Annotated in this window: 2 protein-coding genes; both read left to right on the top strand. The window is 72.1% G+C overall.

Annotation, left to right across the window (positions count from 1 at the left end):
- On the top strand, window positions 1-7473 hold a 7473-nt coding region (locus ACFU5O_RS36790; RefSeq protein ID WP_384247224.1), incomplete at its 5' end, for an SDR family NAD(P)-dependent oxidoreductase.
- Between the two features lie 105 nt (window positions 7474-7578).
- Window positions 7579-16547, top strand: an 8969-nt coding sequence (locus ACFU5O_RS36795) for a type I polyketide synthase (RefSeq protein ID WP_384247226.1), incomplete at its 3' end; no start/stop codon positions are given.

Raw genomic sequence — 16547 nt, forward strand, 5'->3', positions numbered from 1 at the left:
GACACCATCACCCGCGCCGAAGCACTGCTCCTGCCCACCCTGCACAAGAACCTCGACGAGACCCACGCCGTCACCCGCGCCGCAGCCGAACTCCACGCCAACGGAACGCTCGTCGACTGGCAGGCCTTCTTCAGCAGCGAGGGGAGCGCCCCGCGCCGCGTGGAGCTGCCCACGTACGCGTTCCAGCGCCGCCGGTACTGGCTCGACGCGACGTCGGGGCGCAGGGAGCGGACCGCTGGTTCGCCGGTGGACGGCTGGCGTTACCGGGTGGTGTGGCGGCCCATGCCGTCCAACGCTGCCGAACTCACGGGTGATTGGCTGCTCCTGGTCCCCGCCGGTCACGAGGGCCGGCCTCTCGTACGAGACGTCGTGCGGGCCCTGGAGGCCGGGCACGGTGCCGTACGACAGGTCGTGCTCGACCCCGTCGACGCCGATCGGGTGCGATTCGCCGAGGAACTCCGTGGTGTGCTCGGGGAGTTCGACGCGACGGGCGTGCTGTCGCTGCTCGCGCTGACGGACGACGACGCCGCAGCACCGACGCTCGCTCTCTTCCAGGCGCTCGGCGACGCAGGCATCCAGGCCCCGCTCTGGTGCCTCACCCAGGGCGCGGTCACCACCGGAGGCTCCGACCCGCTGATCCAGCCCGCCCAGGCGCAGGTCTGGGGCCTGGGGCAGGTCGCCGCGCTCGAGCACCCCGACCGCTGGGGCGGACTCGTCGATCTGCCCGAGCAGCTCGACGAACGCGGTGCCGCACACCTGCGGGCCGTACTCGCCTCCACGGCGTCCGGCGGTGAGGACCAGGTGGCCATCCGCGCGGCCGGTGTCCTCGCGCGCCGACTGGCCCGGGCGAGCAGCGGCAGCGGTACGGCCTGGCAGCCGCGTGGCACGGTTCTGATCACCGGTGGCAGCGGAGCGCTCGGTGCCCGCGTCGCGCGCTGGGCCGCCGAGAACGGGGCCCAGCACCTGGTCCTCGCCAGCCGGCGCGGCGGCGAGGCCCCTGGTGCCACCGACCTGGGCGGTGAACTCACCGCGCTCGGCGCCACCGTGACCTTCTCGGCCTGCGATGTGAGCGACCCCGAGCAGGTGCGTTCGCTCATCGCCGACCACCCGGACCTCACCACGGTCGTCCACACGGCCGGCAGCCTCGACGACGGCGTACTCGACCACCTCACCGCGGACCGTCTGGACCACGTACTGCGTCCGAAGGCGACCGCCGCCGAACTCCTCGACCAGTACACGCGTCACCTCGACCTCGACGCCTTCGTACTGTTCTCCTCCGCGGCAGCCACCTTCGGCAACGAGGGCCAGGCCAACTACGCTGCGGCGAACGCCCACTTGGACGCGCTGGCACAGCGGCGGCACGCGCTCGGGCTGCCCGCGACCTCGGTGGCGTGGGGTGCCTGGGCGGACTCGGGTATGGCCCTGGGGCAGGCCGCGGCCGAGCAGTTGCATCGCAGTGGGTTCCCCGCGATGTCCCCGGAGCCGGCGCTCACCGCGCTGGCGGAGGCCGTCGGGCAGGGCACCGCGGCGCTGACCGTCGCCGACATCGACTGGGCCCGCTTCGTACCGGCGTACACCGCCGCCCGTCCCAGCCCGCTGATCTCCGACCTGGCGGACGTACGGGATCTCCTGGCCACGGCCGGGTCCGGTGGCGCACAGCTCGACGAGGAGTCGCTGGCCGGGCGGCTTGCCGGGCTGTCGGCGCCGAAGCGTGAGGAGCTGCTGCTGGAACTGGTGCGTACGCAGGCGGCGTTGGTGCTCGGTCACGCCGGGCCCCAGTCGGTGGCGCCGAACCGTGCGTTCAAGGACCTCGGCTTCGACTCGCTCGGCGCGGTCCAGCTGCGCAACCGGCTGAACGCGGCCACCGGGCTGCGGCTCACCACCAGCGTGATCTTCGACTACCCGACGGCGTGCGAGCTGGCCCGTCATGTGCTGGGCGAGTTCCCGGGCCTGGGAGGCGACGGCGAGCAGACCGGCCACACCGCCACCGTCCGGGGTGCGGCGGCCCTCGACGACGATCCGATCGCGATCGTGGCCATGAGCTGCCGCTTCCCGGGCGGGATTCGGACGCCCGAGGAACTGTGGGCGCTGCTGGCGGCCGGTGGTGACGCGGTCTCGCCGTTCCCGGCCGGCCGCGGCTGGGACCTGGAGGCGCTCTACGACGCCGACCCGGACCGTTCCGGCACGTCCTACGTGCGGGAGGGCGCCTTCCTCCAGGGTGTGGGCGAGTTCGACGCAGCCTTCTTCGGCATCAACCCGCGCGAGGCCCTGGCGATGGACCCGCAGCAGCGGCTGCTCCTGGAGACGTCCTGGGAGGCCTTCGAGCGGGCCGGCGTCGACCCCAAGTCGCTGCGCGGCAGCAAGGCGGGCGTGTTCGTCGGCAGCAACGGTCAGGACTACGCCACCTTGCTCCGCCAGGTGCCGGAGACGGTCGAGGGCTACCTCGGCACCGGTATCGCGGGCAGTGTGGCGTCGGGCCGGGTGGCCTACACCCTCGGCCTGGAGGGCCCGGCCGTCACGGTCGACACGGCCTGCTCCTCCTCGCTCGTCGCCCTGCACATGGCCGCCCAGTCACTGCGCTCCGGCGAGTGCACGCTCGCCCTCGCGAGTGGTGTGACGGTCATGTCGACTCCCGAGGTCTTCGTGGAGTTCAGCAGGCAGCGGGGTCTTGCGCCGGACGCCCGCGTCAAGGCCTTCGCCGAGGCCGCCGACGGCACCGGGTGGGGCGAGGGCATCGGCATGCTGCTGCTGGAGCGGCTCTCCGACGCCGAGCGACATGGACACCCTGTCCTGGGCATCGTGCGCGGCACGGCCGTCAACCAGGACGGCGCCAGCAATGGTCTGACCGCCCCCAACGGCCCCTCGCAGCAGCGGGTGATCCGGCAGGCCCTCGCCAACGCCGGTCTCACCCCGGACCAGGTCGACGCCGTCGAGGCGCACGGCACCGGCACCACCCTCGGCGACCCGATCGAGGCCCAGGCTCTCCTGGCCACCTACGGCCAGGACCGGCCCGCCGAACGGCCCCTGTGGCTGGGCTCGGTGAAGTCCAACATCGGCCACACGCAGGCCGCCGCCGGTGTCGCGGGCGTCATCAAGATGGTCATGGCCATGCGACATGAGGTCCTGCCGAGGACGCTGCATGTCGATGAGCCCACCAGCCATGTCGACTGGGACGCCGGCGCCGTCACCCTGCTCACCGAGGAACAGGCCTGGCCGGGGAGCGACCAGCCCCGCCGTGCCGGTGTCTCGTCCTTCGGGGTCAGTGGCACCAACGCCCACGCCATCATCGAGGAGCCCCCGGCCATCACCGATCCGCAGGATCAGCCCGCCGCGCCAGGCGTGGTGCCGTGGGTGATCTCGGCCCGGACCGCCGACGCGCTGCGCGACCAGGCACGACAGCTCCGCGCATACGTCGATCAGCGGCCCGAGCTGGACACCTCGGCCGTCGCCGACACACTCGTCCACGGACGCGCCCTGTTCGAACACCGCGCTGTCGCAGTGGGCGGCAACACCGGCGAACTCCTCGAGGCCCTCGATGCCCTCGCCCAGGGCGAGCCCTCGCCCCACCTCGTGCAGGGCGTCGCGTCGGACGAGACCGGCAGGACCGTGTTCGTGTTCCCGGGGCAAGGGACTCAGTGGGCCGGGATGGGTGCCGAACTCCTCGACGCCGTCCCCGTATTCGCGGAGTCCATCGCCCGCTGCGAGGAGGCCCTTGCGCCTTACGTGGACTGGTCGCTGACCGAGGTTCTGCGGTCGCGTGCGGAGTTGGACCGCGTGGACGTCATCCAGCCGGTGACCTGGGCTGTCATGGTCTCGCTCGCCGCGACATGGCAGCACCTCGGTGTCCGTCCCGACGCCGTGGTCGGACACTCCCAGGGCGAGATCGCGGCTGCGGCTGTGGCGGGTGCGCTGTCGCTGGAGGACGCGGCGAAGGTCGTCGCCGTACGCGCCCGGATCATCGGCGAACACCTCGCCGGCCTGGGTGCCATGGCCTCCATCCCGCAGCCCGCCCACACCGTCGAAGCCCAGCTCCCGAACAGTGTCAGCATCGCCGCGATCAACGGTCCCAACGCCACGGTCGTTTCGGGCGACAAGGACGCCGTCGAAGCCCTGGTCAAGGACCTTCAGAACCAGGACGTCCGGGCCCGGCTGATCCCCGTCGACTACGCCTCACACTCGGCACACGTCGAAACCATCGAGGACCACCTGGCCGAAGCCCTCGCGGGCATCACGCCCCAGACCTCTGAAGTGCCCTTCTTCTCCACCGTCGAGCCCGGATTCATCAACACATCCGAACTCGACGCCGGTTACTGGTACCGCAACCTCCGCCAGACCGTCCACTTCCACACCGCCATCGAACAGCTCACCGAGAGCGGCCACACCACCTACATCGAGTCCAGCGCCCACCCCGTCCTCACCTACAGCATCGAAGAAACCGAAGGCGCCGACACCATCACCGGCACCCTCCGCCGCAACGAAGGCACCCTCACCCGACTCCTCACCTCCGCAGCACACCTCCACACCCACGGCCACACCATCAACTGGCCCATCCCCCAGGGCAATCAGGCGACCGACCTTCCCACCTACCCCTTCCAGCACCAGCGCTACTGGCCCGCACCGGCCGCCGTACGGCCCGTCGACGCCGTGTCCATCGGGCTGGGCGTCGCAGGTCATCCGCTTCTCGGAGCGGCCGTGGAGCTGGCGGGCACGGACACGCACCTGTTCACCGGGCTGCTGTCGCTGCAGAGCCACCCCTGGCTGGCGGACCACGCCGTGGCCGGAACCGTGCTGCTGCCCGGCACCGGCTTCCTCGAACTCGCCCTCCAGGCCGGTCACCACGTCGGCTGCGGCACCGTGGAGGAACTCACTCTGGAAGCGCCCCTGGTGCTGCCCGAGAAGGGCGGGGTCCGTATCCAGCTCGGGCTCGGGGAGGCCGACGACTCCGGTCGGCGGGAGCTGAACCTGCACTCGCGGGCGCAGGACGCCGGGGACGACGAGCCCTGGACCCTGCATGCCACCGGCACGCTGGCCCCGACAGAGCAGTCCCCGAGTCCGGACTCCGACCTGGCCGCGTGGCCGCCCTCCGGTGCGGAGGCGATCACAGTCACGGATGCCTACGACCGCCTGGCCGCGCTGGGGGTCGAGTACGGCCCTGCCTTCCAGGGGCTCCGGGCGGCATGGCGGCGCGGTGACGAGGTGTTCGCCGAGGTCGCCCTGCCTGAGGAGCACTCCGCTGAGGCCAAGGACTACGGCATCCACCCGGCGCTGCTCGACGCGGCGCTCCAACCGCTTGGCCTGGGCGTGCTGTTGGCCGAGCCCGGTGAGGGGATGACCCGGCGTCCGTTCGCGTGGAGCGGTGTGACGCTGCATGCCCAGGGCGCGGTCGCGGGCCGGGTGCGGATCGCCCTGGCCGGTGAGGACGCCGTGTCCGTCACGGTGGCCGACCCGGCGGGCCGGCCGGTGGCCTCGGTCGACGTACTGACGCTGCGGCAGGTCGGTGCGAAGCAGGTCGCGGAGGCGCGCAGCGACTCGCTGTTCCGGGTGGAATGGGTACCGGTCGCCGTGTCGCGATCGGGTGCGCCGGCCGGACGGTGGGCGCTCATCGGAAGCGGAAACGGAAGCGGGAGCGGCAGCGGTCACGGCAATGTCGACGTGTACGAGGATCTCGGCAGCCTGGCCGCCGCGGCCGGCCCCGTTCCTGAGCTGGTCTTCGCACCCTTCCCCGACGCCGCCGACACCGCCGACAGCACCACCGCTTCGGATGCGGCACGCCGGGTCACGCACCGTGCGCTTGACCTCGTACAGGCGTGGCTGGCCGACGAGCGGTTCGCCGCGTCGCGGCTGGTGATCCTGGCCGGGCAGGGCCTGACCGGTGGGCCGGTCTGGGGTCTGGTCAGGTCGGCGCAGGTGGAGAATCCCGGCCGTTTCGTGCTGATCGAGACGGGCGGGTCCGGCGACGCCGAGCCCGATTGGGAGCTGCTGGCGGCCGCTGCCGTCGGTGACGAGCCTCAGCTGCGGCTGGACGGCGGCGAGTTCGGCGCACCGCGTCTGGTGCGTGTCCCCCGGCCCGACGCGGCGGGCCCCGGATTCGGGGCCGAGGGCACTGTCCTGCTGACCGGTGCCTCGGGTGGGCTCGCCCGGTTGCTCGCGCGGCATCTGGTGGCCGAGCGAGGGGTCCGGAATCTGCTGCTCGCGTCTCGCAGCGGGGCCACCGCAGAGGGTATGCCGGAGCTGGTGGCCGAGCTGACCGGGCTCGGTGCCGCGGTCGAGGTCGCGGCCTGTGACGTGGCCGACCGGGAGGCGCTGGCCGGGCTGCTGGCCGCCGTACCGGCGGAGCGTCCGCTGAGCGCCGTGGTGCATACGGCGGCGGTCCTGGACGACGGTGTGGTCGAGGCGCTGACGCCGGAGCGGATCGACCGGGTGCTGCGGCCGAAGGTCGACGGGGCGCTGAACCTGCATGCGCTGACCGAGCATCTGGACCTGTCCGCGTTCGTGCTGTTCTCCTCGCTGTCGGGCACCCTCGGCGGCGCGGGGCTGGCCAACTACTCGGCGGCCAATGCCTTCCTCGACGCCCTCGCCCGCCATCGGCACGAGCGCGGGCTGCCCGCGGTGTCGCTGGCCTGGGGTCTGTGGGAGCAGCGCAGCGGTATGGCCGGGCGGCTGAGCGATGTGGACCTGGCCCGGATGTCCCGGGTCGGGGCGGCGCCGATGTCGGCGGACGAGGGCCTGGCCCTGTTCGATGCCGCCACCGCGCTGGACGAGGCCGTGATCGTGCCGGCCCGGCTGGATCTGGCGGAGCTGCGCGCGCAGGCGGCGGCCGGTGTGATGGCGCCGCTGTTCCGCAGTGTCGTCCGCACGTCGGCCGTCCGGCGTACGGCGTCCGCGGCCGGTGTCCGTGCCGAGGAAGCCGCCTCCGGGATCGCCGGCCGGCTCGCCGGGCTGGCCCGCGCCGATCAGGAGCGGATGCTGCTGGATCTCGTACGGGAGCAGGTCACGGCCGTGCTCGGGCATGCCACGCCCGAGGAGGTGCGGGCGAACCGGGCCTTCAAGGATCTCGGGTTCGACTCGCTAACCTCCGTCGAGCTGCGCAACCGGCTGCGGTCGGCGACCGGGCTGCGGCTGACGCCGACTCTGGTCTTCGACCACCCCAACCCGGCTGCGCTCGCTCAGCGGCTGCTGGACGAACTCGTACCGCAGGACCAGGAGAACGGACTGCCTCTCACGGCGGAGCTGGAGCGGCTGGAGGCCGCCTTCCTCGAGTCCCCCTTCCTCGACTCCGCCGCTCTCGAAGACGACGCACGAGACAAGATCGCGGCACGGCTGCAGGCCCTGCTGTGGAAATTGGACGACACCCGCGGCGCAGCGAAGACGAGCGACGCCGACGGGCTTGCGGAGGACGGGGAGTTGGACTTCGACCCCGTCAGCGACGACGAGATGTTCGACCTCATCGACAAGGAGCTGGGCCAGCTCTGATCCCGTCGCCGTACCGCTTGCCGGTTTCCGGTTTCCGCGCCTCGCGCTGCCGTCTCTGCTCCCCACCGTGCCAACTGACCACTGGCCTTTCTAGGACGTGACCTGATGTCAAAGCCCGCCCGTTCCTCCGACGCCGCCCAGAACATGACCGAGGACAAGCTCCGCGACTACCTGAAGCGGGTCGTCAACGACCTGCGCCAGACCCGCCGCCGGCTCAACGAGGCGGAGGCGAAGGACCATGAGCCGATCGCCATCGTGGGGATGAGCTGCCGTTTTCCGGGTGACGTCCGTTCGCCTGAGGACCTGTGGCAGGTCGTCGCCGAGGGCCGTGACGCGATCTCCGCGTTCCCCGACAACCGCGGCTGGGACCTGGAGAAGCTGTACGACCCGGACCCGGACAGCTCCGGCACGTCCTATGTGCGGGAGGGCGGATTCCTTTACGACGCCGCCGACTTCGACCCGGCGTTCTTCGGTATCTCGCCACGCGAGGCCCTGGCCATGGACCCGCAGCAGCGACTGCTCCTGGAAACGTCCTGGGAGGCCTTCGAGCGGGCCGGCATCGACCCCCAGTCGCTGCGGGGCAGCAGGGCCGGTGTGTTCGTCGGCAGCAACTACCAGGACTACGCGACCCGGCTGCCCGAGGTGCCGGCCGAGCTGGAGGGGCATCTCGGTATCGGCAACACGCCGAGCGTGGTGTCCGGCCGCGTGGCGTATACCCTGGGCCTCGAGGGCCCGGCCGTCACCGTCGACACGGCCTGCTCCTCCTCGCTGGTCGCCCTGCATCTGGCCTGCCACGCGCTGCGGCAGGGCGACTGCTCGATGGCACTGGCCGGCGGTATCTCGGTCATGTCGTCGCCTGCCTCGTTCGTGGAGTTCAGCCGGCAGCGGGGTCTTGCGCCGGACGCCCGCGTCAAGGCCTTCGCCTCGGGCGCGGACGGTACGGCGCTGTCCGAGGGCATCGGCATGCTGCTGGTGGAGCGGCTGTCGGACGCGCGCCGCAACGGGCACAAGGTCCTCGCCGTGATCCGTGGCAGCGCGATCAACCAGGACGGGGCGAGCAACGGCCTCACCGCGCCCAACGCCCCCTCCCAGGAACGGGTCATCCGCCAGGCGCTGGCCTCCGCCCGGCTCACCCCCGACCAGGTCGACGTGGTCGAGGCGCACGGCACCGGCACCAAGCTGGGCGACCCCATCGAGGCCCAGGCCCTGCTCGCCACCTACGGCCAGGACCGCCCGGCCGACCGGCCGCTGTGGCTGGGCTCGGTGAAGTCCAACATCGGCCACACCCAGGCCGCCGCCGGTGCCGCCTCGATCATCAAGATGGTCATGGCCCTCAACCAGGGCCTGCTGCCGCGCACTTTGCACGTGGACGAGCCGTCCTCCCGTATCGACTGGGAGGCCGGCGCGGTCTCCCTGCTCACGGAGGAGGTGCGCTGGCCCGCGGCCGACCGGCCGCGACGCGTCGGCATCTCCTCCTTCGGCATCAGCGGCACCAACGCCCACGCCGTGCTGGAAGAGGCCCCGCCCGTCGAGGCGGACGAGGAACAGCCGGCCCCTCCGGGCGATGTCGTGCCGTGGGTGATCTCCGCCCGGACCGCGGACGCCCTGAGTGCACAGGCACGACAGCTCCGCGAGTACGTCGAGGAGCGGCCCGAGCCGGCCATCGCCGAGGTCGCCCATGCGCTGGCCACGACCCGGTCGGCGTTCGAGCACCGCGCGGTCGCGGTGGGCGGCAGCCACAGCGAACTCCTCAAGGCCCTCGACGCCTTGGCGCACGGAGAGCCTTCGCCTCAGCTCGTGCAGGGCATCGCGCCCGACGAGACCGGCAAGACCGTGTTCGTGTTCCCCGGGCAGGGGACGCAGTGGGCCGGCATGGGCGCGGAACTCCTGGACACCGTCCCGGTGTTCGCGGAGTCGATCGCCCGCTGCGAGGAGGCCCTTGCGCCTTACGTGGACTGGTCGCTGACCGATGTCCTGTGCTCCGGCGCCGAGTTGGACCGCGTGGACGTCATCCAGCCGGTGACCTGGGCCGTCATGGTCTCCCTCGCCGCGACCTGGCAGGAGCTGGGTGTCCGTCCCGACGCCGTGGTCGGCCACTCCCAGGGCGAGATCGCGGCTGCGGCTGTGGCGGGTGCGCTGTCGCTGGAGGACGCGGCGAAGGTCGTCGCCGTGCGTGCCCGGATCATCGGCGAGCACCTCGCGGGGCGGGGAGCCATGGCCTCGATCCCGCAGGCTGCCCACAGGGTCGAAGAGCTGCTCCCCAGCGGGGTCGGCATCGCCGCCGTCAACGGCCCGAACACCACCGTGGTCTCCGGCGACAAGGACGCCGTCGAGGCCCTCGTCGCTCAGCTCCAGGAACAGGACGTCCGGGCCCGGCTGATCCCCGTCGACTACGCCTCACACTCCGCGCACGTCGAAACCATCCAGGACGCGATCGCCGCCGCGCTCTCCGGGATCACGCCTCGGCCCGCCGACGTGCCCTTTTTCTCCACCGTCGAGCCCGGATTCATCAACACATCCGAACTCGACGCCGGTTACTGGTACCGCAACCTCCGCCAGACCGTCCACTTCCACACCGCCATCGAACAGCTCACCGAGAGCGGCCACACCACCTACATCGAGTCCAGCGCCCACCCCGTCCTCACCTACAGCATCGAAGAAACCGAAGGCGCCGACACCATCACCGGCACCCTCCGCCGCAACGAAGGCACCCTCACCCGACTCCTCACCTCCGCAGCACACCTCCACACCCACGGCCACACCATCAACTGGCCCATCCCCCACACCCGGCCCATCGACCTCCCCACCTACCCCTTCCAGCACCAGCGCTACTGGATCGACGTACCGGAGACCACGGCGGCACACGCCTCCGTCCCGGCGACGGACATCGTCGACAAGCGTTTCTGGGAGGCCGTGGAGAACGAGGACTGGGAGTCGCTCGCGGACACGCTCGACGTCCCCGGTGACGCGTCGCTGAGCACGGTGCTTCCGGCGCTCGCGTCCTGGCGGCAGGAGCGCAGGCGTGAGGCGACGGTGAACGACTGGCGCTATGGGATCAGCTGGAAGCCGGTGGCCGACGGGGGCGCTGCGACCGGGCTCGGCGGGACGTGGCTGGTGGTGTTCCCGGAGGGGCGGGCCACCGATGACGTCGTCCGTACGGCGGCCGAGGGGCTGGCGGCGCACGGCGCGCAGGTCGTGCCGCTGGAGCTGAACACCTCCGAGGCCGCGCGTGAGGCGTACCTCGACCTCATCGGTGAGGCACTGGCCGCGCAGGAGGCTCCGCCGGCCGGTGTGCTGTCGTTCCTCGCGCTCGACGAGCAGCCCTGCCCCGCGTATCCCGCGATGCCGGCGGGTGTCGCCGGGACGCTCGCTCTCGTCCAGGCGCTCGGTGACGCGCGGCTTGAGGTCCCGGTGTGGTTCGGGACCTGCGGCGCGGTCGCGGTCGGGGCCTCGGACACCCTGGGCAGCCCGGTGCAGGCGCAGGTCTGGGGACTTGGCCGGGTCGTGGCGCTGGAGCAGCCCGAGCGGTGGGGCGGACTCGTCGACCTGCCGGGGCAGTTGGACGACCGGGCGCGGGCGCGCCTGTGTGCGGTGCTGGCCGGGCTGGCGGGCGAGGACCAGGTGGCGATCCGCTCCTCGGGCGTCTTCGCCCGCCGTCTGGTGCGGTCGCCGCTGGACGTGGCGACGCCCGAGCCGGCGGCGTCCGGCTGGCGGACCAGTGGTACGGCGCTGGTGACCGGCGGCACGGGAGCGCTCGGTCCGCACATCGCGCGGTGGCTCGCCTCGAACGGGGCCGAGCATGTGGTGCTGACCAGCAGGCGCGGCCCGTTCGCCCCGGGCATGGCCGCGCTGGCGACGGAGCTGGACGCCGAGGGGGTCCGTCTCACGGTGGCCGCGTGCGACGCCGCCGACCGCGAGTCTCTCGCCGGTGTGCTGGAGCGGCTGAAGGCCGACGGTGAGTCCCTGCGTACGGTCGTACACGCCGCGGCGTTCATCGAGTTGGCGTCGCTCGCCGAGTCGGGGCTCGACGAGTTCGCGGACGTGCTGGCCGCGAAGGTGGGCGGCGCCGCGCACCTGGACGAGCTGCTGGGCTCCGACGACCTCGACGCGTTCGTGCTGTTCTCCTCCATCGCCGGTGTCTGGGGCAGCGGCGACCACGGCGCCTACGCCGCCGCCAACGCCTATCTGGACGCGCTCGCCGAGCAGCGCCGGGCCCGCGGTCTGAAGGCCAGCTCGATCGCCTGGGGCGTGTGGAACGTCTGGGACCCGGAGCGGCTTCCGGAGGGCGTCAAGCCCGAGCAACTCCAGGCGCGGGGGCTGCCGTTCCTCGACCCGGACACGGCCTTCTCCGCCATGCGTCAGATCCTCACGCACGACGAGAGCTTCGTGGCCGTGGCCGATGTGGACTGGGAGCGCTTCGTCCCGGTCTTCACCTCGGCTGGGCCCCGTCCGCTGCTCGCCGGTGTTCCCGAGGCGCAGCGGGAGATCGAGGCGGCGGCCACGCCGGCCCCGGTCGGGCCGGACGCGGCGAGGGTTGCGTCGTCGCCGCTGCGCGACCGGCTGGAGGGCCTCGGCGCCGACGAGCGGAACCGGGTGCTCCTCGACCTGGTCCGCGCCCAGGCGGCCTCGGTCCTCGGTCATGCCTCCGGTGAGGCGGTCGAGCCGGGGCGGGCGTTCCGCGATCTGGGCTTCGACTCACTCACCGCGGTCGAGCTGCGCAACCGGCTCAACACGGCCACCGGGCTGCGGCTGCCGGCGACCCTGGTCTTCGACTACCCCTCCCCCGGTGTGCTCGCCGGTCATCTGCAGGACGAGTTCTTCGGCGCGCTGCCCGACACGGCGTCGGCCGGGGCCGTCGCGGCGCCGTCGGCCCTTCCGGCCGCCGACGACGACCCGATCGTCATCATCGGCATGGGCTGCCGCTTCCCGGGCGGCGTGCGCTCACCCGAGGCGCTGTGGGAGCTGCTGCTGCGCGGCGGTGACGTGATCTCCGGGCTGCCGACCGACCGCGGCTGGGACCTCGACGCGCTGTACGACCCGGACCCGGAGCAGCGCGGCAAGTCGTACACCCGGCACGGCGGCTTCCTTTACGACGCCGCCGACTTCGACCCGGCGTTCTTCGGTATCTCCCCGCGCGAGGCCCTGGCGATGGACCCGCAGCAGCGGCTGCTGCTTGAGACGTCCTGGGAGGCGTTCGAGCGGGCGGGCATCAACCCCCAGTCCCTGCGGGGCAGTCGTACGTCCGTGTTCGCGGGCGTCAGCTACCACGACTACGGCTCGCGTCTCGGTGAGACCCCGGAGGAGATCGAGGGCTACCTGGGCACGGGCAACACCGCGAGCATCGCCTCGGGCCGTGTCTCGTACGTCCTCGGCCTCGAAGGCGCCGCGGTCACGCTGGACACGGGCTGCTCCTCGTCGCTGGTGGCTCTCCATCTGGCAGCGCAGTCGCTGCGGCAGGGCGAGTCCACGCTGGCGCTGGCCGGCGGTGTGTCCGTGATGGCGGTGCCCACCTCCTTCACCGAGTTCAGCCGGCAGCGCGGTCTGTCCGTGGACGGCCGGTGCCGGGCGTTCTCGGCGGACGCCGACGGCATGGGCATGTCCGAGGGTGTCGGCATGCTGCTGCTGGAGCGGCTGTCGGACGCGCGGCGCAACGGACACCGGGTCCTGGCCGTGGTCCGGGGGACGGCGATGAACCAGGACGGCGCCAGCAACGGCCTCACCGCCCCCAACGGCCCCTCCCAGCAGCGAGTCATCCGCCAGGCCCTCGCCAACGCCGACCTCGCCCCCGACCAGGTCGACGCCGTCGAGGCGCACGGCACCGGCACCAAGCTGGGCGACCCGATCGAGGCACAGGCCCTGATCGCCACGTACGGCCAGGACCGCCCGGCCGACCGGCCCCTTTGGCTGGGCTCCGTGAAGTCCAACATCGGCCACACGCAGGCCGCTTCGGGTGTCGCGGGCCTCATCAAGATGGTCATGGCCCTCCAGCACGGCGTCCTGCCGAGGACGCTGCACGTGGGCGAGCCGACCCCGAAGGTGGACTGGTCGGCCGGAGCCGTCGCCCTGCTGACCGAGGAGACGGCCTGGCCCGACACGGGACAGCCGCGCCGCGCCGGTGTCTCGTCGTTCGGCATCAGCGGCACCAATACGCATGCCGTGCTGGAGCAGGCACCGGAGGACGAGCCGGCCCTGGAATCGGAGCCTGCGGGTGCGGTGGTGCCCTGGGTGATCTCGGCCCGGACGGCGGACGCCCTGCGCGATCAGGCACGACAGCTTCGCGAATACGTCGACCAGCGGCCGGAGTTGGATGTCGCGGCCGTCGCCGACACGCTCGTCCGTGGGCGCGCCCTGTTCGAGCACCGGGCCGTTGTGGTGGGCGAGACCTCTGATGCCCTGACCGCGGCGCTCGACGCGCTCGCTGCTGGGCAGCCTCACACGCATCTGGTCCAGGGGCAGGCCAAGAGCGCCGGGAAGACCGTGTTCGTGTTCCCGGGGCAGGGCACTCAGTGGGCCGGGATGGGTGCCGAACTCGTCGACACCGTCCCCGTGTTCGCGGAGTCGATCGCCCGCTGCGAGGAGGCCCTTGCGCCTTACGTGGACTGGTCGCTGACCGATGTCCTGCGCTCCGGCACGGAGTTGGACCGTGTCGACGTCATCCAGCCCCTCACCTGGGCCGTGATGGTCTCGCTCGCCGCGACGTGGGAGGACCTCGGTGTCCGTCCGGATGCGGTGGTGGGTCACTCCCAGGGCGAGATCGCGGCTGCGGCTGTGGCGGGTGCGCTGTCGCTGGAGCACGCGGCGAAGGTCGTCGCCGTACGCGCACAGATCATCGGCGAGCATCTCGCGGGTCGGGGTGCCATGGCCTCCGTTCCTCAGGCTGCCCGTACCGTCGAAGCACAGCTCCCCAGCGGGGTCAGCATCGCCGCGGTCAACGGGCCGAACACGACCGTGGTCTCCGGTGACAAGGACGCCGTCGAGGCCCTGGTCAAGGACCTTCAGAACCAGGACGTCCGGGCCCGGCTGATCCCCGTCGACTACGCCTCACACTCCGCGCACGTCGAAACGATCGAGGAGCAGCTGGCGACGGCCCTCGCGGGCATCACGCCCCAGGCCGCCGAGGTCCCGTTCTTCTCGACCGTGGAGCCGGGCTTCCTGAACACCTCGGAACTCGACGCCGGTTACTGGTACCGCAACCTTCGCCAGACCGTCCACTTCAGCACGGCCATCGAGCAGCTCACCGAGAGCGGCCACACCACCTACGTCGAGTCCAGCGCCCACCCCGTCCTCACCTACAGCATCGAGGAAGCCGAGGGCGTGGAGGCCATCACCGGCACGCTCCGCCGCAACGAGGGCACTCTCACCCGGCTCCTCGTCTCCGCAGCACACCTCCACACCCACGGGCATGCCATCAACTGGCCCATCCGCCCCAGCCGGCCCATCGACCTGCCCACCTACCCCTTCCAGCACCAGCGCTACTGGATCAACCCCACCAGCGACAGCCGGACGAACCTCTCCGGCGCGGGCCTCTCGGCCGCCGGGCACCCGCTGCTGGGCGCTGCCGTGGAGCTGGCGGGCACGGACACGCACCTGTTCACGGGCCGGTTGTCCCTCCAGAGCCACCCCTGGCTGGCGGACCACGCCGTGGTCGGAACCGTGCTGCTGCCCGGCACCGGCTTCCTCGAGCTCGCCCTCCAGGCCGGTCACCACGTCGGCTGCGGCACCGTGGAGGAACTGACGCTGGAAGCCCCGCTGATCCTTCCTGAGCGGGGCGGGGTCGACGTGCAGTTGAACGTGGGCGCGCCCGACGATTCGGGACGTCGTGAGCTGAACCTGCACTCGCGGGCGCAGGACGCGGACAGCGACGAGCCGTGGACCCGGCACGCCACCGGCACCCTGGCCTCGGCACAGCAGCCCCTGGGGCCGGACGCCGGTCTGAGCGCGTGGCCGCCGGCCGGGGCCGAGCCGGTGGAGGTCGAGGGTTACTACGACCGGCTTGCCGAGCAAGGCTACGGCTACGGCCCCGCCTTCCACGGACTGCGGGCGGCGTGGTGGCGCGGTGACGAGGTGTTCGCCGAGGTCGCCCTGCCGGAGGAGGAGTCCGCCGAAGCCGCGGACTACGGAATCCACCCGGCGCTGATGGACGCGGCGCTGCACGCGCTGGGTCTGGGCGTGCTGCCTGCGGCGGGCGAGGGACGGGCGCGGCTGCCGTTCTCCTGGAGCGGTGTGACCCTGCACGCGGCGGGCGCCGCCGCGCTGCGGGTGCGCGTGGCACCGCTCGGGGACGCCGAGGACACGGTGTCCATCACCGTGGCCGACCCGGCCGGCGCGCCGGTCGCCACGGCCGAGTCGCTGGTCGTACGGCCGGTGGTCACCGCGCAGTTGGAGGCGGCCGGTTCGTGCGTGCACGACAGCCTGTTCCGCGTCGACTGGGTGACACCCCCGACGGGGTCCTCCTCCGTCGAGGCCCGGCGCTGGGCGGTCCTCGGTCCAGACCCGCTGAAGGTGGGGCAGTCGCTGGAGGAGACAGGTGCGACAGTGTTCGCGGCCGACGACCTGGACTCCGTGGCCATGCTGGACACCGTTCCGGATGTGGTGGTCGTGCCGTACGCGCCTCAGCCGGCTGGCGCCGACAAGCTCGCCGCTCGGGTGCATGAGGTGCTGTACGGAGTGCTGGAGCTGGTTCAGGAGTGGCTGGCGGACGAGCGGTTCACCTACTCCCGGCTCGTGCTGCTCACCCGTGACGCCGTCGTCACCTCACCCGAGGACACCCCGGACCTGGAACACTCCCCCATCTGGGGCCTGATCCGCTCCGCGCAGTCCGAACACCCCGACCGGATCGTGCTCATCGACACCGACGACCACGACAAGTCCACTCACGCGATACCCGGCGCCCTGACGACCGGTGAGTCCCAGATCGCCATCCGTGAAGGCGAGTTCCTGGCGCCGCGCCTGACCCGGGCCACCCCGGCAACGGCCGCCGCCTCCGTCTTCCGTCCCGACAGTACGGTCCTGATCACCGGCGCCACCGGCACCCTCGCCACCCACATCGCCCACCACCTCGTCACCCACCACCA

Origin of the sequence: Streptomyces sp. NPDC057445 (assembly GCF_042802855.1) — a bacterium.
Lineage (GTDB): Bacteria > Actinomycetota > Actinomycetes > Streptomycetales > Streptomycetaceae > Streptomyces.